At 63.5% G+C, this 18,672-nt stretch carries 17 protein-coding genes; 6 read left to right on the forward strand and 11 right to left on the reverse strand.

Annotation, left to right across the window (positions count from 1 at the left end):
* Positions 1 to 78: 78 nt before the first annotated feature.
* Positions 79 to 1,167, forward strand: coding sequence for a chorismate synthase (gene aroC / locus V1278_RS13285; protein WP_334364203.1), 1,089 nt, complete (start codon positions 79 to 81; stop codon positions 1,165 to 1,167).
* 15 nt (positions 1,168 to 1,182) lie between these two features.
* Here aroC and V1278_RS13290 read toward each other — a convergent pair whose 3' ends face one another.
* A complete protein-coding gene (locus tag V1278_RS13290) occupies positions 1,183 to 2,877 on the reverse strand; it encodes a GMC family oxidoreductase (protein ID WP_334381041.1) in 1,695 nt (564 codons plus the stop codon).
* Between the two features lie 108 nt (positions 2,878 to 2,985).
* Between V1278_RS13290 and V1278_RS13295 the strand changes: the two genes are divergently transcribed.
* Positions 2,986 to 4,170 (forward strand): adenylate/guanylate cyclase domain-containing protein, encoded by a 1,185-nt coding sequence (locus tag V1278_RS13295; RefSeq protein WP_334368980.1) that lies wholly within the window; start codon positions 2,986 to 2,988, stop codon positions 4,168 to 4,170.
* Positions 4,171 to 4,181: 11 nt separating this feature from the next.
* On the opposite strand, the gene V1278_RS13300 is transcribed toward V1278_RS13295, so the two are convergent.
* The gene (locus V1278_RS13300; RefSeq protein WP_334364202.1) at positions 4,182 to 4,946 is read right to left on the reverse strand and encodes a glutathione S-transferase family protein; all 765 of its coding nucleotides are present in this window, start codon (positions 4,944 to 4,946) and stop codon (positions 4,182 to 4,184) included.
* Positions 4,947 to 5,072: 126 nt separating this feature from the next.
* Between V1278_RS13300 and V1278_RS13305 the strand changes: the two genes are divergently transcribed.
* Positions 5,073 to 6,047: a LysR family transcriptional regulator gene (locus V1278_RS13305; protein WP_334364201.1), complete on the forward strand. Its 975-nt coding sequence runs from the start codon at positions 5,073 to 5,075 to the stop codon at positions 6,045 to 6,047.
* Here the strand turns inward: V1278_RS13305 and clpS are convergent.
* On the reverse strand, positions 6,025 to 6,330 hold the full coding sequence (gene clpS, locus V1278_RS13310) for an ATP-dependent Clp protease adapter ClpS (RefSeq protein WP_028346801.1): 306 nt from the start codon (positions 6,328 to 6,330) through the stop codon (positions 6,025 to 6,027). The two genes, V1278_RS13305 and clpS, sit on opposite strands and share 23 nt — an antisense overlap.
* 341 nt (positions 6,331 to 6,671) lie before the next feature.
* Between clpS and V1278_RS13315 the strand changes: the two genes are divergently transcribed.
* The gene (locus tag V1278_RS13315) at positions 6,672 to 7,532 is read left to right on the forward strand and encodes a DUF1194 domain-containing protein (RefSeq protein WP_334364200.1); all 861 of its coding nucleotides are present in this window, start codon (positions 6,672 to 6,674) and stop codon (positions 7,530 to 7,532) included.
* Between the two features lie 42 nt (positions 7,533 to 7,574).
* Here V1278_RS13315 and V1278_RS13320 read toward each other — a convergent pair whose 3' ends face one another.
* The 8 genes from V1278_RS13320 to V1278_RS13355 all read right to left on the reverse strand — a co-directional run bounded on the left by V1278_RS13320 (position 7,575) and on the right by V1278_RS13355 (position 16,985).
* The gene (locus V1278_RS13320) at positions 7,575 to 8,822 is read right to left on the reverse strand and encodes a class I SAM-dependent RNA methyltransferase (RefSeq protein WP_334381042.1); all 1,248 of its coding nucleotides are present in this window, start codon (positions 8,820 to 8,822) and stop codon (positions 7,575 to 7,577) included.
* Positions 8,815 to 9,570 (reverse strand): TlyA family RNA methyltransferase, encoded by a 756-nt coding sequence (locus tag V1278_RS13325; RefSeq protein WP_334381043.1) that lies wholly within the window; start codon positions 9,568 to 9,570, stop codon positions 8,815 to 8,817. Before V1278_RS13325 ends, V1278_RS13320 begins: the two co-directional genes overlap by 8 nt.
* 2 nt (positions 9,571 to 9,572) lie before the next feature.
* The gene (locus V1278_RS13330; RefSeq protein WP_334364197.1) at positions 9,573 to 10,136 is read right to left on the reverse strand and encodes a nucleoside 2-deoxyribosyltransferase; all 564 of its coding nucleotides are present in this window, start codon (positions 10,134 to 10,136) and stop codon (positions 9,573 to 9,575) included.
* Positions 10,137 to 10,200: 64 nt separating this feature from the next.
* Entirely contained in the window at positions 10,201 to 12,147 is a 1,947-nt protein-coding gene (gene dxs / locus V1278_RS13335; RefSeq protein ID WP_334364196.1) for a 1-deoxy-D-xylulose-5-phosphate synthase, read from the reverse strand.
* Positions 12,148 to 12,475: 328 nt separating this feature from the next.
* A complete protein-coding gene (locus V1278_RS13340; protein ID WP_334381044.1) occupies positions 12,476 to 13,774 on the reverse strand; it encodes a hypothetical protein in 1,299 nt (432 codons plus the stop codon).
* 146 nt (positions 13,775 to 13,920) lie between these two features.
* The gene (locus V1278_RS13345) at positions 13,921 to 14,172 is read right to left on the reverse strand and encodes an exodeoxyribonuclease VII small subunit (RefSeq protein WP_028346794.1); all 252 of its coding nucleotides are present in this window, start codon (positions 14,170 to 14,172) and stop codon (positions 13,921 to 13,923) included.
* 130 nt (positions 14,173 to 14,302) lie between these two features.
* Complete coding sequence (locus V1278_RS13350) at positions 14,303 to 15,229, reverse strand: histone deacetylase family protein (protein ID WP_334381045.1); 927 nt, start codon at positions 15,227 to 15,229, stop codon at positions 14,303 to 14,305.
* A gap of 91 nt (positions 15,230 to 15,320) precedes the next feature.
* Positions 15,321 to 16,985, reverse strand: coding sequence for a bifunctional metallophosphatase/5'-nucleotidase (locus V1278_RS13355; protein WP_334381047.1), 1,665 nt, complete (start codon positions 16,983 to 16,985; stop codon positions 15,321 to 15,323).
* A 200-nt stretch (positions 16,986 to 17,185) separates the two neighbouring features.
* Here V1278_RS13355 and V1278_RS13360 point away from each other — a divergent pair, with 200 nt between their 5' ends.
* Both V1278_RS13360 and V1278_RS13365 read left to right on the forward strand, forming a co-directional pair.
* A complete protein-coding gene (locus tag V1278_RS13360; protein ID WP_334381048.1) occupies positions 17,186 to 18,139 on the forward strand; it encodes a ring-cleaving dioxygenase in 954 nt (317 codons plus the stop codon).
* Between the two features lie 151 nt (positions 18,140 to 18,290).
* Positions 18,291 to 18,494, forward strand: a complete 204-nt coding sequence (locus V1278_RS13365) for a type II toxin-antitoxin system VapB family antitoxin (protein WP_334381049.1) — start codon at positions 18,291 to 18,293, stop codon at positions 18,492 to 18,494.
* Positions 18,495 to 18,672 lie beyond the last annotated feature (178 nt).

Below are 18,672 nucleotides of genomic sequence, written 5' to 3' on the forward strand. Positions count from 1 at the left end.
CGGGTCTGGTCCTTCGGACCATCCCGGAATGACGGTCTACGGGTTTGACCGCCGCGCGGCACCGCGTTACGACACACCATGTCCTTCAACACCTTCGGCCATCTGTTCCGGGTCACGACCTTCGGCGAAAGCCATGGGGTCGCGATCGGCTGTGTGGTCGACGGCTGTCCGCCGCTGATCCCGCTGACATCAGAGGACATCCAGCACGATCTCGACCGCCGCCGTCCGGGACAATCGCGCTTCACCACCCAGCGCCAGGAGCCGGACGCGGTAAAAATCCTCTCCGGCGTGATGCCCGATCCCGAGTCCGGCGCGCAGGTGACGACGGGAACGCCGATCGCGCTGTTGATCGAGAACACCGACCAGCGCTCCAAGGACTATTCCGAGATCAAGGACAAGTTTCGCCCCGGCCACGCCGACTTCACCTATGAGGCCAAATACGGCCTGCGCGACTATCGCGGCGGCGGACGCTCGTCGGCGCGCGAGACCGCAACCCGCGTCGCGGCCGGCGCCATCGCCCGAAAGATCCTGCCCGAGGTAAAAGTGCGCGGCGCGCTGGTGCAGATGGGCCCGCACAAGATCGATCGCGACAAGTGGGACTGGGACGAGATCGCGCGCAATCCATTCTTTTGTCCCGACAAGGACAAGTCCGCCTTCTTCGAGCAGTATCTGGACGGCATCCGCAAGAGCGGTTCCTCGATTGGCGCGGTCATCGAAGTGATCGCCGAAGGCGTGCCAGCAGGATGGGGCGCGCCGATCTACGCCAAGCTGGACGCCGACCTGGCGGCGGCCATGATGAGCATCAATGCGGTGAAAGGTGTCGAGATCGGCGCGGGCTTTGCTGCTGCCGAATTGTCGGGCGAGGAAAACGCCGACGAGATGCGCACCGGCAATAACGGCACGCGCTTCCTCTCGAACAATGCCGGCGGCGTGCTCGGCGGCATTTCGACCGGCCAGCCGGTTGTGGTGCGTTTTGCGGTGAAGCCGACCTCGTCGATCCTCTCGCCGCGCAAGACGGTCGACCGCGCCGGCGCCGACACCGACATCATGACCAAGGGCCGCCACGACCCCTGCGTCGGTATCCGCGCCGTGCCGGTCGGCGAGGCGATGATGGCTTGCGTGCTGGCCGATCATTTCCTGCGCCATCGCGGGCAGGTCGGCGGGTAAGGACCAGGCTTTCTCTCACTGCATGGCGTCTGCGATCTTTTCCGCCGCCATCAGGACCGGGAAATTGGTGTTGGCGCATGGCACCACCGGGAAGATCGAGGCGTCGACCACGCGCAATCCCTGCACGCCCTTAACGCGGCCTTGCGTGTCGACGACCGCCATCGGATCGTCCGCCCGGCCCATCCGGCATGAGCAGGAGGCGTGCCACACGCCGATCGCCGCCTTGCGCACGAAGGCTTCGAGCGCCTCGTCGTCGCGCATGACCTGCTCGAACGTAAAACCTTCGACGATGAAGTTATCGATCATGGCGTGACGCAACGCGGCCGGCCCGTCCATCAGCGTTGCGGCAATGGCGGTGAGGATCTTGTTCTTGGTGTTGACCACACCGATCTTGCGCACGCGGTCGGAATACGAGGCCGGGAATGGCTTGTCGGTGACGGCCTTGAGCGGCGCGCTCATCTGCAGCGCCGCCATCTTGCGAAAGCCGCTCATCAGGCGATCTAGATCGCGCCTGTCGGACAGCAGGTTGAACTGGACAATTGGTTCTGCGCGCGGGTCGGTTGAGGCGAGGTTCACCTGCCCGGTTTCCGAATAGGTCTTGTTGACGAAGGTGAGCAGCGAGGCGATCTGCTCGCCGACCGAATGCCACGCCGACTTGGTGAGGACGGCGACGAACATGTCGCCGGCCGGCGTTCCCGGAAGGCCCGAGGAGTAGCGCAGTCCCATCTGGATGTGGCGTCTGGTGTGCGCGTTCATGCGCGCAGCACGGCGGACAAAAGACGACAGCGCGATCGAGGGATGATCCATCAGACCCTGGCCGACGCCCGCAAGGCCCATCAGGACCGGAATGCCAATTTCCTTCAGGTGCCCGACCGGTCCGATACCAGCGCGCAACAGATGCGCCGGCGAATGGATCGCGCCACATGAAAGGATGACCTCGCGACCGCGAAACTCCTGTTCGCGGCCATCGACCAGCGCCTTCACGCCGACGCATTGCGTGCCCTCGAACAGCAGCTCCTTGACTTGCGTGTTGGTCGCTATCGTCAGGTTTGCGCGCTTGCGTGTTTCGCGATCAAGATAGCCCATCGCAGCCGAGACACGCTGCTCGTCTTGATTGGAGTGCGTCACCGGAAAGTAGCCGTCGACGAACTCGCCGTTCTGGTCGGGCAGGAACGCATAGCCGGCGAGCTTGCAGGCCTCGCCCATCGCCTGCGAATGCCCTGTCCAATGCTGGTGCGGAATGCGGCGGACGGGGATACGGCCGTCTTTGCCGTGCAACGGCCCGTCGAAATCGAGATCGCGCTCGACCTTCTTGAAGTAGGGCAGCACGTCCTTCCAGTTCCAGCCCGTGGCGCCGCGGGCCTCCCACTCCGCGTAGTCGGTCGGCGCGCCGCGGTTGGCCATCTGGCCGTTGATGGAGGACCCGCCGCCCAGTACGCGCGCCTGCTCATACTTGCGGAGCGGCGGGCGGCTTTCATCGGGGTTGTTGTGGCTGACGATTTGGGTCGTGACCTTGAGTTCGGTCCAGTGGAAGCGCGGATCGAAATATGCCAGCCCCGAATAGCTGTCGCGGATCTCGGGCGGCTCGTTGCCGGGCGGCGTGTCCTGGCCTGCTTCGCAGAGCAGGACCTTGTTGGCGCTCCTGGCGGAGAGCCGGTGGGCCAAGACCGAGCCCGCCGATCCGCCGCCGACGATGATGATGTCGTGCACTGACGTTTCCTCTTGTTTTTGCATCGTAAAGCTAGCGCAGCTCCGTCGTCGGGTCACGCCGGGAGCGCGCTTGACCTTTCACGGAGTTGCGCGGCAAATACCGGCGTGATGAATATCGCAGAAGTGCAGAAGCTGACTGACTGGCTGATCGACGGCGGGCGAACCGCGACCAGCCCGAGCCGGTTCATGGCCGAGTGCTGCGAGCGAATGGTCGCGGCCGGCTTGCCGCTGTGGCGCGTCGGCGTCTTCGTTCGTACCCTGCATCCCGAAATCTATGGGCGCAGCTTTATCTGGAAGCCAGGCGCCGAGGTCGAGATCGGTTCGGTCGATTACAATATCCTGCAGTCACCGGATTTTCACACCAGCCCGCTGATCATCGTGTTCCAACAGGGGCTGGAAGTTCGAGCCCGGCCCGATGATCCCCAGAGCAGGCGTTTTCCAATCATCGACGACCTTCGCGCCGAAGGCGTTACCGATTATGTCGCGCTGCCGCTGCCCTTCATCGGCGGCACGGTGAACGCATCGAGCTGGACCACCAAACAGCCGGGCGGCTTCACGGAGGAACAGTTGGCGGCGCTGCGGAGCCTTGCAAAGCCACTGGCGCGGGTGGTCGAGATCCTTAGTTTGAACCGCATGGCCGCGAGTCTTCTGGACACCTATGTCGGCAACAGCGCCGGCGAGCGGATCATGGGTGGACAGATCCGCCGTGGTCATACCGAGACGATGAATGCAGCGATCTGGCTGTCCGATTTGCGCGGCTTCACGGCGCTGTCGGACCGGCTGCCGGCCGAGACCGTCGTCGACATTCTGAACCAGTATTTCGATTGCCAGGTCGCCGCGATAAAGAAGCATGGCGGCGACGTGTTGAAATACATGGGTGACGGGCTGCTCGCGGTGTTCCCGATCGACGAATACGTCGGCGACGAGAAACAGGTCTGCTCGCATGTGCTGGAGGCCGCCCACGAATCCCGCGCCAGCGTGGCCGAGCTGAATTACCCGATTGGCGACGCGGTCGAACGTTTTCGTTTCGGCCTCGCCCTGCATGTCGGACGCATTCTCTATGGCAATATCGGCGGCGGCAACCGGCTCGACTTCACCTGCATCGGGCCTGCGGTCAATCTCGCGGCGCGGCTCGAAAAGATCGCCAGCCAGCTCGGCCGCACCGTCGTCGCCTCCGAAGGCTTTGCCGGAATTTGCCGCGGCGGCTGGAGCGAGCTTGGCGAGTTTCCTGTCGCCGGCTTCTCCAAGGCCGCACGCGTTTACGGGCTGGCCGACGAGACTTCGGCAGCCTAGTCGCCGCGGATTTATCCCGGAAACACGGCACGTCCGGCATCGATTTCGCCGACAAGCCATTGATGGAACCCGCGGGAGATCAGCCATTCCAGCCGATCGCCGCTCCAGAACAGCCGCTTGCGCTCATGGGTCAGGTGCTTGAGGTCCCTTAGAAAGGTGCCGGTGCGCTGTGCATCGGCGACAAAGATCGGGTGCGTGCGCATTGCGCCAAACCAGTTCTTCACTGCCGGAAAGCGTTCGGAATCGATCGCCAGGCCGAACGTCCGTAGTGCAGCGAGGTTGGCAAACCAGGCGCACTCGACAACGCCGGGAGTTTGGAAGGGCCACGGTTTGGGCCGGGAGAGCAGCATGGTTTCGAGGCGCTCGAACAGCACGTCGATATCTTTCCTGGCTGCGTTCAGAAGGCCCGGCGGCGGCTCGTCTTCCCGTTCGGCCCAGTGCCAATACGAGCAATCCACCACGATTGGATCGAAACGCTGGTCGGCCAGCCGTTCGAATGCCCGGGCGACGACGCGCTCCTCGATCGCGGTCGGATAAAGCGGATACTGAGGGTAGCGCCAATCCAGATACTGCAGGATGTCGCCGGAATTGACGATGACGAGATCGCCGTCGGTCAGAACCGGGACTTCCAGCCTCGGATTCAGTTGTCGCAATTGCTCGCGGCGATCGGCCGTCAGCGCGTCGATCAGGTCGTAGTCCAGCTTCTTCAGCTCGAGGCCGATCGCCACCTTGCGGGCAAAGGTGCTGATCGGGCTGCCATATAGACAAATCGTCATGATGTTCTCCCGGCCGAACCCTGCAGCGGCGAACCAGTTGTTGCAATTTCTTTCTGATACGCAGAATAATTCCAATATTTGCATTAATCGAGAAACGCCATCGCCGGCAGTCGGAGAGAGGACGGCATGAGACGCGACAATTTCCCCAACCTGAACTCGCGGCAGCTTCGCGCGGTTCTGGCGGTGGCGGAGTATCGGAGCTTTGTCGCTGCGGCGAACGCGCTGAAGACTTCACAGCCGGCGCTGACGCGAGCGATCCAGCAGATCGAACTTGAGCTGGATGTCCCATTGTTCTCCCGCAGCACCCGCCAGGTGACGGTCACCGATGCCGGGCAGGAGTTCGTCTCGTTCGCCGAGCGCTGGCTCAACGATCTAAAGATCAGCGTCGAGAACATGCGGGAGCTGACCGGGCAGCCGCGCGGACAGATTGTCGTCGCGAGTGTTGTCTCGCTGGCGAACGCGGTTCTTCCGACGCTGATTGCGGATTACAGCCGGCGATTTCCACGGATCGAGATTCACCTGCGCGAAGGGCTGCACAGCGTGGTGAGGGACGAAGTGCGCAGCGGCCTGGCCGATTTCGGGATCGGCTATGTCGACGATGCCCCGAAATCGTTCATCGCCGAAGAACTCGGCATTGAGACCTTTCATCTCGTTCTGCCGAGGAACAGCGGGCTGGCGCGGCGCCGGAAGATCGAGTTGCAGGCGTTGGCGGACGCTCCCCTGGTTTCGTTCCCGGCGGAGTCGCGAACCCGCCGCATCCTGGACGACGCGGCGGCGGCTGCCGGGCTGTCCCTCCGGTATCTGATGACGACGAACAGGCTGCCGACGCTTCACGGCCTGGTTCGCAATGGCGTGGGCCTCGCCGTCGTCCCCGCCAGCGAACGTCCGCCCTTGGATGACCCGAACTTGATCTCGCGGCCCTTGATCGGCCGGCGGCTCGCTTGTCCGATCGGCATCATGCGCTTGCAGGAGCGGGAGCTGTCGCCGCCTGCAGCGGAATTTCTGGCGGTGGTTCGCCGATGGCTGCGTGCCGCCCGGCGCAACACTGGCAGAAAACAGCTTGCGCAGACCGGGCTGGCTATTCCTCCGGCTCGGTGGTGAACAAGAGCGGATAGCCCTTGGCGCGGCCGGCGTCGGTGGCGCGCGTCGCCTTGGTCTCGGCAACGTCCTTGGTGAACACGGCGACCACGCAGACGCCGCGGCGGTGCGCGGTTATCATCACCTTGTGGGCCTGGTCCTCGGTCATGCGGAATTCGGCCTTCAGCACCGTGACGACGAATTCACGCGGCGTGTAGTCGTCATTGATCAGGATGACCTTGTGCAGGCGCGGCCGTTCGACCTTGGTTTTGACCTTGGTTTTTGGCGTGACGACGGTATCTGCCATTTGTAGTCCCGAAGCGAAGGAAATCCGACGAGCCCGCCGCGTTCAGTTGGCGCGGCAGTCCGCCAGGCGCTGCGCCAAGGTCTGATCGCCGCGGCTGACGGCCGTCTCGATCAGTTTACAGGCTCCAGGCCGGTCCTGAAACCGGGGGGGCCGAGTGTTTCAGCTCGATCAGGGCGGCCATCGCGCCGGCTCGGACAGGCCAATCGCTGCGCGGAACCGGCCGAGCAGGCTGCTGTGGACGAAGCCTGATCCTAACCCGAATGTGAAGGACAAATGATTTCAGCGCTTTGCGTCGGCCATTTTGCATGTCACCATCACTGACGTTCGACGGGAGGGCCGCAATGCGCTGGTATGTCTCGATCGGGGTCGTGCTTGTAGCCGGCATGCTCGCTGGCGGCGACGTGGCAGGTGTTGCCGCGCCGAACCCAACGAACCGGGCGGGCGCCGCTGCCCGCCAACTGGCCGACAAGGACGCCAATCCCACCGTCGACCTCGAACTCGTCCTCGCCGTCGACGTCTCCTATTCGATGGACATGGATGAACTGGCGCTGCAGCGGGAGGGCTACGCGCAGGCGATCGTCTCCAAGGAGTTTTTGCAGGCGCTCAAGAGCGGGCCGAACGGCAGGATCGCGATCACCTATTTCGAGTGGGCGGCATCAACCGACCAGAAGATCATCATCCCCTGGCGCGTGATCGATGGACCCGAGACGGCCGATGCCGTCGCCAACGAGATCGTCAAGACCCCGATCCGCCGGGCATCGCGCACTTCGATTTCGGGTGCGATCAACTTCGCCATGCCGCTGTTCGACGAGAGCCCGCACCGCGGTTTGCGGCGGGTGATCGATATCTCGGGCGATGGCCCGAACAACAACGGCGCGCCGGTCCTCATCGCGCGCGATGCCGCGTTGGAAAAGGGCATCGTCATCAATGGCCTGCCAATCATGGTGAAGGAGCCGTCTTACTCCACCATGGATATCGACAATCTCGATTTGTATTACGAGGACTGCGTCATCGGCGGCCCCGGCTCGTTCGTGGTGACCATCAAGGACCGCGACAAGTTCAAGGAAGCCATCCGCACCAAGCTGCTGCTCGAGATCGCCGGCCGCACGCCCGAACGCCCGGTAGTGCCTGCAGCGGGCAGGGAGCCGCGCGTCAATTGCATGATAGGCGAGAAGATCTGGCAGGACAGGTGGGGGAGGTAGCTGTTCACGCTCCCCTCCAGAGGAGGGTGAAGAAAGGGGTGCTTACCTCTTGAACCGCGCCACCAATTCCACATGCGGCGTATGGCGGAACTGGTCGACGGGTGTGACGCCCTCGATCTTAAAGCCGCCGTCGATCAAGATCTTCGCATCGCGCGCGAACGTCGTGACGTTGCACGATACCGCAACCGCCGTCGGCACCTTGCTTGCTGCAATCTGGGTCACCTGCGCTTGCGCGCCCTGCCGCGGAGGATCGAACACGACGGTGTCGTAGTCGCGCAGTTCCTGCGGCATCAGCGGGCGTCGGAACAGGTCGCGCGGCTCGGCCTTGACCGGCTTCAGCCCTGAGGTGGACGTCGCGGCTTTCTGCAAGGCTGCTACCGCGCCGGTGTCGCTGTCGAAAGCGGTTACACGCGACTTCGCCGCAAGCCGCAGCGCGAAGGGGCCGACGCCGCAGAACAGGTCGGCGACATGTTTGGCGCGCTTGCAATGCTCGAAGACGAGCGCAGCCAGCGCCTCCTCGCCCGCCACCGTGGCCTGCAGGAATGAGCCGGGCGGCAGCGTGACCTGCGCCGCGCCAATAGAGATTACGGGCGGCGTTCGCATCAGCACCAATTCGCCATGGCGCGTCAGCCGCGCCAGCCGGTGTTGTTCGGCGATGCGCGACAGCCGCGCGATCATGGCTGAAGATACCGGCCCGGAGCCGCGCACATCGACGTCGAGGCCGCTATTGGTCGCGGTGATCTGGATGTCGAGTGGCTTGCCTATCGCGATCAACGGCTCGGCGATGGCCCAGGCGGCCTCGATTGCGCCACTCAATTGGGGATCGAGGATCGGGCAGCGGTCGATCGGAATGATGTCGTGCGAACCGGCCGCTGCATAGCCGACCTTGAGCACGCCATGCGTTCCGATTCGGCCGTGCAGGGTGATGCGCCGGCGGCCCGCGCCATGGGCATCGACTAGGGCTGCGACGTCGCAATCAATTCCTGCCTGCGAAAGCGTCGTCACCACGAACTCGCGCTTCCAGGCGCGATAGGGTTCGGCGTCCCAGTGCTGGATCGCACAGCCGCCGCAGACGCCGAAATGCGGACAGAACGGTGCGACGCGCTCGACGCTCGCTGTCTCGACCTTGAGCAATTGCCGGCGGTCGGGATGGTGGCCGGGAACCGGACCGGCCTCTATTGTTTCGCCGCCGAGCGCGTACGGCACATAGATGTTGCCGCCGCCTGATATGGCGACGCCGTCGCCCTGATGGCCGACATGGTCGATGACGAGGCGTTCGCTCTCAGCCACGGCGCGCGCCCATGAAGAACTCGATATTGCCGTCGCCGCCTTTGATCGACGACGGAAACACCTGGATATCGGTGCAGCCGAGCGAGGCGGCGAACGCCGAGATGTCGTCGCAGATCGCCTGATGCACCATCGCGTTGCGGATGATGCCGTGCTTGGAGTGCTTTCGTTCCGCCTCGAATTGCGGCTTGATCAACGCCAGGAGCTGCGTTGGCGCTGCCGCAAGCTCCAGCGCCACCGGCAGCACCGCCTTCAAGGAAATGAAGCTGACGTCGATCACGACGACATCCGGCCGGGCGGGCAGGCGCTTGCCCTCGAACTGGCGGATGTCGGTTTCTTCCATCGACACGACTTTGGGATGGCTCTGCAGCGAGGGATGCAACTGGCCGCGCCCGACATCTATGGCGAAGACGAGGCTGGCGCCGTTTTGCAGCAGCACTTCGGTAAAGCCGCCGGCGGAGGCGCCGACGTCGAGGCAGACATGGTCCTCGATCTCGATCGGGTACTGCTCCAGCGCGCCGGCGAGCTTGACGCCGCCGCGCGAGACGTAAGGATGCGCGGGCTGGGCGGACAATTCGGCATTGGCGGCGATCATCTCCGACGCCTTCAACACGGGCCTGCCGTCGGCCGTCACGCCACCGGCGTCGATCGCAGCGCGTGCGCGGGCGCGGCTTTCGAACAGGCCGCGCTCGACCAGCAGCACGTCCACGCGCGTGCGGGGAGAGGTTTTGCTGTCGCTCTTGTCAGCCAAGTTCAGTCCGATTTGCCGGTAGCGCGATCCGCCGCCACAGCGACGCAGGCCTCGAACGAGGTGAGATCGTGCCAGATATCTTGCGGCCGCTGCCGCGGCGTCACCAGTCTAGCACCATGCAGATCGAGCGTGTGGATCATCATGAGATTGTCGGGCAGGCCGAAATCTTCCACCGCCAGCCCGTCGCCGTCGATCAGGTGGCCGGTGGCGGATTTGGTCACATCGTAGTTCCGCTTTACCCGCTCGACATAAACCGCGGGGTCGTTGCTATAGGCCAGGCACAGCTTACCGCGACCGGCCATGTAGCCGAGTTCATAGACGGTGCCGGCGTCGGCACTGGGGCCGCGAAACGGCGTAAGATTGGCAATGATCGCGTCCGCCGCATCCATCATTGCTTCGTTGCCCTTGAAAATGGCGAGCGAGGCGTCAGCGGCTGCAAGATCGACCGTATTGTCGAGGGGGTAGAGGCCGCTCACGCCATGGCGGTCGCAGATCGCGACCTTGCGGCGCCCAATCTCGATGGCGTCCGGCAGGAACACATCGGGACCTGCCAGATAGATCTTCATGGGTTTACCTGCGAAAGAGCCAGACCTTCAGTTCTGATCAGGGCAGAACCGAAGGGGCTGTGCCTCAGGCGAGCTTGACCGTCTCGGTCTTGTAGTCCTTGCCGAGCGCGTCGAACACCTTGGCGACGATGCCCTTGGCGTCGAGGCCGGCGTGGGCATACATCGCGTTCGGCGAGTCGTGGTCGATGAACTCGTCGGGCAGGATCATCGCACGCATCCTTAGGCCGCCGTCGAGCATGCCGTGGTCGGACAGCGTCTGCATGACATGCGAGCCGAAGCCGCCGATCGCGCCTTCCTCGATGGTGAGCAGCACCTCGTGGTCGCGCGCCAGTTTCAGCACCAGATCGACGTCGAGCGGCTTCATGAAGCGGGCGTCGGCGATGGTGGTGGACAGGCCGTGGGCGGCGAGTTCGTCGGCAGCCTTTTCGCATTCGGCCATTCGCGTGCCGAACGAGAGCAGGGCGACCTTGCTACCCTGGCGGACGATGCGGCCCTTGCCGATCTCGAGGGGGATGCCGACCTCGGGCATCTCGACGCCGCGGCCTTCGCCGCGCGGATAACGCACCGCGCTCGGGCGGTCGTTGATCGCGACTTGCGTGGCGACCATGTGCACCAGTTCGGCTTCGTCGGACGCCGCCATGATGACGAAGTTCGGCAGGCAGCCGAGATAGGCGTTGTCGAACGAACCGGCATGGGTGGCGCCGTCGGCGCCGACCAGGCCGGCGCGGTCGATCGCGAAGCGGACCGGCAGGCTCTGGATCGCAACGTCATGGACCACCTGGTCATAGCCGCGCTGCAGGAAGGTCGAGTAGATCGCGCAGAACGGCTTGTAGCCTTCGGTGGCAAGCCCCGCCGCAAACGTCACCGCATGCTGCTCGGCAATGCCGACGTCGAAGGTGCGCTCCGGAAATGACTTGTTGAAGATGTCGACGCCGGTACCCGACGGCATCGCGGCGGTGATGGCGACGATCTTGTCGTCCTTCTCGGCTTCCTTGACCAGGCTCTGGCCGAACACGTTCTGGTAGGCCGGCGCATTCGGCTTGGCCTTGGCCTGCGCGCCGGTGGCGACGTCGAACTTGACCACGGCGTGATACTTGTCGGCGGAGGCTTCCGCGGGGGCGTAGCCCTTGCCCTTTTGGGTCACGACGTGAACCAGGATCGGGCCGGTTTCCATGTCGCGGACGTTCTTCAAAACAGGCAGCAGATGGTCGAGGTTATGGCCGTCGATCGGGCCGACGTAATAGAAGCCGAGCTCCTCGAACAGCGTGCCGCCGTCCATCATGAAGCCGCGGGAATATTCCTCGACGCGGTTGGCGCGGTTGGCCAGGATCTTGGGCAGACGCTTGTTGATCTGCTTGGCCGCCTCGCGCAGCGAGCGGTAGGTCTTGCCGGAATAGAGCCGCGACAGGTACGCGCTCATCGCGCCGACCGGCGGCGCAATCGACATGTCGTTGTCGTTGAGAATGACGATCAGGCGCGAATTCATTGCGCCCGCATTGTTCATAGCCTCATAGGCCATGCCCGCCGACATCGCGCCATCGCCGATCACGGCAATCACGTTGTTCTTGCCACCGGCGAGGTCGCGCGCCACGGCCATGCCGAGGCCGGCCGAGATCGAGGTCGAGGAATGCGCCGCGCCGAACGGGTCGTAGTCGCTCTCGCTGCGCTTGGTGAAGCCGGAAAGGCCGCCGCCGGTGCGCAGCGTGCGGATGCGGTCGCGGCGGCCGGTCAGGATCTTGTGCGGGTAGGCCTGGTGGCCGACGTCCCAGATCAGGCGGTCGCGCGGCGTGTCGAAGATGTAGTGGATCGCGGTGGTCAGTTCGACGACGCCGAGGCCGGCGCCGAAATGGCCGCCGGTCACCGAGACGGCGTCGATGGTTTCCTGGCGGAGTTCGTCCGCGACCTGCCGCACCTGCTCGATCTTGAGCTTGCGAAGATCGTCGGGCGTTCGGATGGTATCGAGAAGCGGCGTTTTACTATATGTGGTCACTGCGATATTCCAATTTTGCATGTCGGGATAAAGGCCCGACGCGAGACGGGAAGCGCGTTAACCGCGCCGCGAAAATCCGGGCCCGCCTGCCAGTCCGGCAGGCCGGTACCTGATTTGAAAGCCTAGATGCACTCCGGTTTAAACCATGTGATATGCATCACTTAGTCGCTTCTAACCCTTCCCGGTTCAGTTTCTTTAGCTATTTGAGGTGCTTGCAGCCGTGGAAAGTTGCCCGGCAGGCTGCCTTCCCCGGCGCATAGAACCGCAAGCTTTACACCAAAGCCGCCGCCAAAGCCAACCCGGAGGGCCGATTCGGTTCCGGGGCGCCGGGCCGAAAAATTTCGATTTTTCAACCGCTGCGGCGGGCGGATGGTTCCAATTTGCTCAAATCGGCGGCACTTGTGGCCGCGGCGGTGGCCGCTTCGATCCTCTTCCAGGCCCGATCGCGCGCTCCGGAATCGCCGGTGGCGACATCAAGCGCAGCGTCGGGGACGGCCATGCGCGCGCTGAGCGGGACCGGCCCGCAGACGATCATGAAAAAGTCGTAGGCGTTGGGCCGTTCGTTGGCCATTACGAACTGGAAATGCACGCGGAAGAACTGCCAGCGGAATTTCTCGTAGTGCTCGGGCCGGATGATGTCACGGAAGCGAACCGGCACGATCTTGGGGTTGCGCCGCGCGGCGCCTGCGTCGATGCCGTGGCTCGTGATCGGGTCGAACTGGTAGAAATTCATCACGTCCTTGCGGGCCTGACAGTCGATCCAGTCGACCGACGGCTCGACCGCCAGCATCCGCAGATGCTCGCGAAATTCTTTCGATACGGCGTGATAGCCGACGATCGGAAAATTGCCGCCGATCGTCAGCAGCACGATCCGCGGCCCGTGACGGCCGAGCGCGGGATCGAGCTTGAGCGCACGCGCCAGCATTTCCGTCGACAGGAACGACCCGGAGCTATGGCCGACGATGACGATCTCGTCGGCGTCGGTGCTCTTGGCGACATTGACCAGATGCTGCGCAAAACGGTCGATGCGCTGGTCCCATTCCGGTCGCTCGCGGTGCGAGAACTCCCAGGTCCAGATCGTGTCGCACAGGAGATAAAGCACGTAGGTGGCATTCTCGGTGTATTTCAGCACCGTGCCGAGCAGGGCAACGAAGAGGGCGGCCGCGATGGCGATGCTGAATGCGTCGGGAATGCCGATGGCGTTCAGGCCTTTCTCGAACACGAAGGCGATCGCCGCAGCACACGCGGCTTCCAGCAACAGCATCAGGTGCGGATAGGTGATGAAAGTTGCAAAACGCCAGTTCGCCTTGCCGAAGCGGGCGATGGTGCCGGCGAAGAGGAGACGCCAGTAGATCCAGACCGCGCTGAACACCGTGCGCCAGATCGGCGCCGCCAGGTCTTGCTGGATGAAGTCCTCGAACCGGAGGAAGTCGTAGGACGTGCGTGTCTGCCAGTCCTCAGCCTTGGTATCGATGGTCCAGGACGCGATCTCGTCGTCGGATGCCACCTTTGGCCGGCTGATGGTGGCCTGGAGCTGATAAAGCCGGCCGAACTTGCGCAGCTCGGTCCGGAACATGCGATAATATTGCGCCAGCCCGCGCGGATCGTAGCCCTGAATATAGATGATATGGCGGTGCTCGACGCGCACGTACTGTCCCCAAATGTCGGCGGACTATATCAGGCTGTGCGGGGGGCAAAGAACTAATTCGGCTGGTCCGCCTCCCACGGCCCGGGAGGGCGGAATTCGCCCAATATCCCCGATTGTTGCGCGAACCCCGAAACCAGACGGCAGGCTTACTGCACGTCGAGCGGCTCGGTCCCCGTGACCTGGCCGTTCGCATCGGTCGTGATCTTGTCGACGCGGGCCTCCGCCTGCCGCAGCAATTCTTCGCAGCGGCGCTTGAGCGCCTCGCCACGTTCGTAGATCGCGACCGATTCCTCCAGCGGCACCTTGCCGTCCTCGAGCCGTTTCACGATCGATTCAAGCTCCTCGATCGCGCGCTCGAAGGAGAGTTTTTTGACGTCCATCTGGTTATTTTCGGCCATATCTAGTTCCCGAATGCGCGCCATTGAGGCGCGGAATCAAACTATAGCGTTTTCGAGCGACGTGGGTACCGGCTCGCGTGAAGAAAACGCGTCGAAACAAGGGCTTTTGAGGGCCTATTGTGGCCGGGATTTACGCGTCCATCAGCGCGGTGACATGCGCCGCCACCGACTCTTTCAGCCCCTGCAGGTCGTAGCCGCCCTCCAGCACCGAGACAACCCGCCCGCCGGCGCTATGGTCCGCCACATCCATCAGCTTGCGGGTGACCCAGCCGAAATCGTCCGCCTTCAGGTTGATCGAGGCGAGTGGGTCGCGGTAATGCGCGTCGAAGCCGGCGGAGATGATGATCAGTTCCGGCGAGAACTTCTGCAATTGCGGCAGGATCAGGTTTTCGAACGCGGCGCGGAATTTTGCGCTGCCGTCTTCGGAAGCCAGCGGCGCATTGACGATGGTGTCATGCTCGCCGCGCTCGCCGCTGGCGCCGGTGCCCGGAAACAGCGGCATCTGGTGCGTCGAGCAATACATCACGGTCGGATCGTGCCAGAAGATGTCCTGCGTGCCGTTGCCGTGATGGACGTCGAAATCGACGATCGCGGCGCGGCCGATGCCGTATTTGCGCTGGGCGTGACGTGCGGCGATGGCGACATTGTCGAAGAAGCAGAAGCCCATCGGCTTCGAGACCTCGGCATGATGGCCGGGCGGGCGCACCGCGACGAAGGCGTTCTGGTGGGTTCCGGACATCACTGCATCCGTCGCAGCCACCGCACCGCCGACGCCGCGCATCACCGCTTCCCAGGTGCCCGGCGACATCGAGGTATCGCCGTCGATATAGATCATCCCGCTTTGAGGGGCGATGTGGCGGAGTTCGCCGATATAATGTTCGCCATGGCACAACGTGACGGAATCAAGATCGCCCTCCGGCGCATCGCCGCGCGAGAGCGGCTTGAAACGCTCTTCCCCCAGCACCTCGGCGACCGCGCGCAGCCGGTCGGGGCGCTCGGGATGCCCCGGAGGCGTAACATGGTCGAGACAGGCGGTATGGGTCAGAAGCAGCGTCATGCAAAAATCCTGGCGTATAAGGAACGCGCCGGTAAGGAGCGGCTAATCTAGGCTCTTAAGAGCCGCTCGGAAAGGCCTCCGGCCTTTCGGCTCAGTTGATCCTGGTGATGCGATCGGCAGCGGTCGGGCTGACCGGGCTGCTGGCCTTGAAATAGGCGTATAGCGCGTCGACGTCGTAGATGCCGACCTGCGGCGCGGTTCCTTGCGTGAGCACGGTGAAACCGTCGCCGCCGACGAAAAGGAAATTGTTGACGGTGACGCGATAGCTCGCGGCCGGATCGACCGGCTGCCCGTTCAGCAACATCCGCTCGGGCAGCACGCGTTCACCGTCAGGCTTGGTCGCGTCCCACGCATAGGCAAATCCCTTCGACACCTGCAGGATCCGCGGGCGCTTCGGATCGAGCCATTGCTGCTCCAGCATGTCCTTGATCTGCTTGCCCGTCAGCGTCAGCGTCACCAGTTGATTGCGGAACGGCTGGCTGGCGAACACGTCGCCATAGGTCACCGCGCCATCTTCCTTCCGTGTTACGTCGGCGCGCACGCCGCCGGGATTGGTGAACGCGATGACCGCGCCGCCTTTCGTCTCGCTGCTGGTCGCGGCGAGTTGCGCATCGGCGATGATGTCGCCGAGTGGGCTCTCGCCGGCGGCGTTGGGCACGCGCGATAGCGTTGCGGTCACCGAGCCCGCCGGACGGTTGGCGATCGGCGCGGCCAGCCGGTCATAGGATTCGATCAGCGCGGTCTGTTGCGCATCCTTCGCCAGCGTTGCGGTGCGGACGATGGTGTTGTCGGCCTTGGCGCTGATGACGTCGCGCGTCGCGGGATCGAGCTTGAGATCGATCGCGGTGACGAGCGTGCCGTATTTGTCGCCGGAGGTAACGAGCCGTCCGTCGATCTCGCAGACATAGGCGCGATGAGTATGGCCGGAGACCACGACATCCACCGCCTTGTCGAATTTTTTCACGATATCGACGATCGGCCCCGAAACGCCGGGGCAGTCGTTGTAATCGCCGGTCGGCAATCCACCTTCGTGGATCAGGATGACGATGGCCTCAACGCCGCGCGCCTTCAGTTCAGGGATCAGCGCGTTCACCGTATCAGCCTCGTCGCGGAATTCCAGGTCGGCAACACCGACAGGTGCAACGAGGCCAGGGGTGCCCTTCAAGGTCAGGCCGATGAAGGCGACCGGGATGCCGTCGAATGTCCGGATTTCGTATGGAGGAAACACCGTCTTGCCGCTGCTCTTCTCGATCGTGCTGGCGGCGAGATAACGAAATTTCGCGCCCGTAAACGGATGCGGCCCCTGGCATTTGTCGACCGCATGGCAGCCGCCATTCTGCATGCGCAAGAGTTCGTCCTTGCCCTCGTCGAACTCGTGATTGCCCACGGAGGAAAGCGCCAGCCCCATCATCGACAGCGCTTCGATCGTCGGCTCGTCATGGAACATCGCCGACAGGAATGGGCTGGCGCCGATCAAGTCGCCGGCCGCAACGAAGATCGAGTTCTTGCGCCCGTCGCGAAGCTGACTCACCAGCGTCGCCATATGCTCTGCGCCGCCGGCGGCGACGGTGATCTTCTTCGTCCTGTCTTCGGGATCGGCGATCGTGATTCCGCCCGGCGGCGGACGAAGGTAGCCGTGAAAATCGTTGATCGCGAGAATGCGCAGGTCCACCGGCGCGGTGGTTTGGGCGCCTGATAGCGTCGCAGGCGCAAGCAAGATCAACAATGCAAGGATGGGACGGAGGAGAGTTCTCATGGCACTGACATTAGTGGGTAGCTTGACTTTTCCACGTCATTGCGAGCGCAGCGAAGCAATCCATGGTACCGCATAAAGAAAGAATGCATTGCTTCGCGGAGCCCCGACTCGTTGGCTCGCAATGACAGTGGCCACATCCTACATGATCCAGCAAGAGGCCAAACTGTCCCGCCCACCGAAGTGACTACGAGGACAACGCAATGCAGCTAGGCGGAATTCATCACCTGACCGCGATCTCGGCGAAGCCGCGGGAGAATTTGGCGTTTTACACCGGCCTGCTCGGCATGCGGCTGGTGAAGAAGACCGTCAACCAGGACGACGTCAGCGCCTATCACCTGTTCTATGCCGACGGCAAAGCCAATCCCGGCACCGATCTCACCTTCTTCGATTTTCCCGCGGCTCCCGAACGTCGCGGAACCAATTCGATCTCGCGCACCGGGCTGCGCGTCGCCGGCGAGAAGACCCTCGGCTACTGGCGGGATCGCCTCAAGAAGGCGGGCGCGGCGGCCCGCGATATCGTCGAAGTCGACGGCCGGCTGACGCTGCCGTTCGAGGACGGCGAGGGGCAGCGGCTGGTGCTGGTCGACGATGGCGGTGTGGGGCCGGCCTCGCCATGGGAGCGCAGCCCGGTGCCCGTCGAGCACCAGATCCGCGGCCTCGGTCCGATCGTGCTGACCGTGCACGAGCTGTCGCGCATCGCCTTCGTGCTGACCGAGGTCATGAACATGCGCCGCGTGCGCGAGTATGCCGCCCACGGCGCGGAGATTCATGTGTTCGAGATGGGCGAGGCAAAGGGACAGATTAGCCCCGCCGCCGAGTTGCACGTGATCGAAGCCAAGGGTTTAGCCGTCGCGCAGCAGGGCGCCGGCGGCGTGCACCATGTCGCATTCCGCACGCCGGACGAGGCGCAGTACCACGCCTGGACCCAGCGCCTGAATCAGTTTCGCATCCCCAACAGCGGCGAGATCGACCGCTTCTATTTCCGCAGCCTCTATTTCCGCGAGCCCAACGGCATCCTGTTCGAGATCGCTACCGACGGCCCCGGTTTTGCGACCGACGAGCCGATGGAAACGCTCGGCGAAAGGCTGGCACTGCCGCCGTTTCTCGAGCCGCGAAGAGCCGCGATCGAGGCGGGGCTGAAGCCGATTTCGTAGTTTCGTGGGATGGGTAGAGCGACTTGTCCGCCGTAGCTCAACGAGCGAAGGCGGAAGCGAAACCCATCGCCATAATTCCGTGCCGCCTATCGTGGCGTGCGGATGTGTATAGTAATATTGATCCATACACGTCACATACGGAGCGCTGCCCGTGCGCACCAATATCGAGATCGACGACGCGCTGATGGCGGAAGCGCAGAAAGCCTCCGGACAGCAAACCAAGAAGCAGACGGTGGAGCGGGCACTTCGCTTGATGGTCAGGCTGCGAAGGCAGCAGGAGCTCGGCAAGGTCTTCGGCAAGTACTGCTGGCGTGGCAACCTCGCCCGAAATCGCATGAGGCGAGGGACCGGGTAATCGTTGTCGACGGCAGCGTCTGGAAGACCATCGGCTTGTTGATCGGTACCTGGTGCATCGAGAACCGCGGGCCGCTGCTACACAACGACAGTGACTTCCATCCGATGGCGCGCTATTTGAGGCTGATCAAAGTGCCGGCCCATGCGTGAAGGCGGTAAGCGGACGCGCGACACGTCAG

Source organism: Bradyrhizobium sp. AZCC 1577, from assembly GCF_036924575.1.
GTDB lineage: Bacteria > Pseudomonadota > Alphaproteobacteria > Rhizobiales > Xanthobacteraceae > Bradyrhizobium.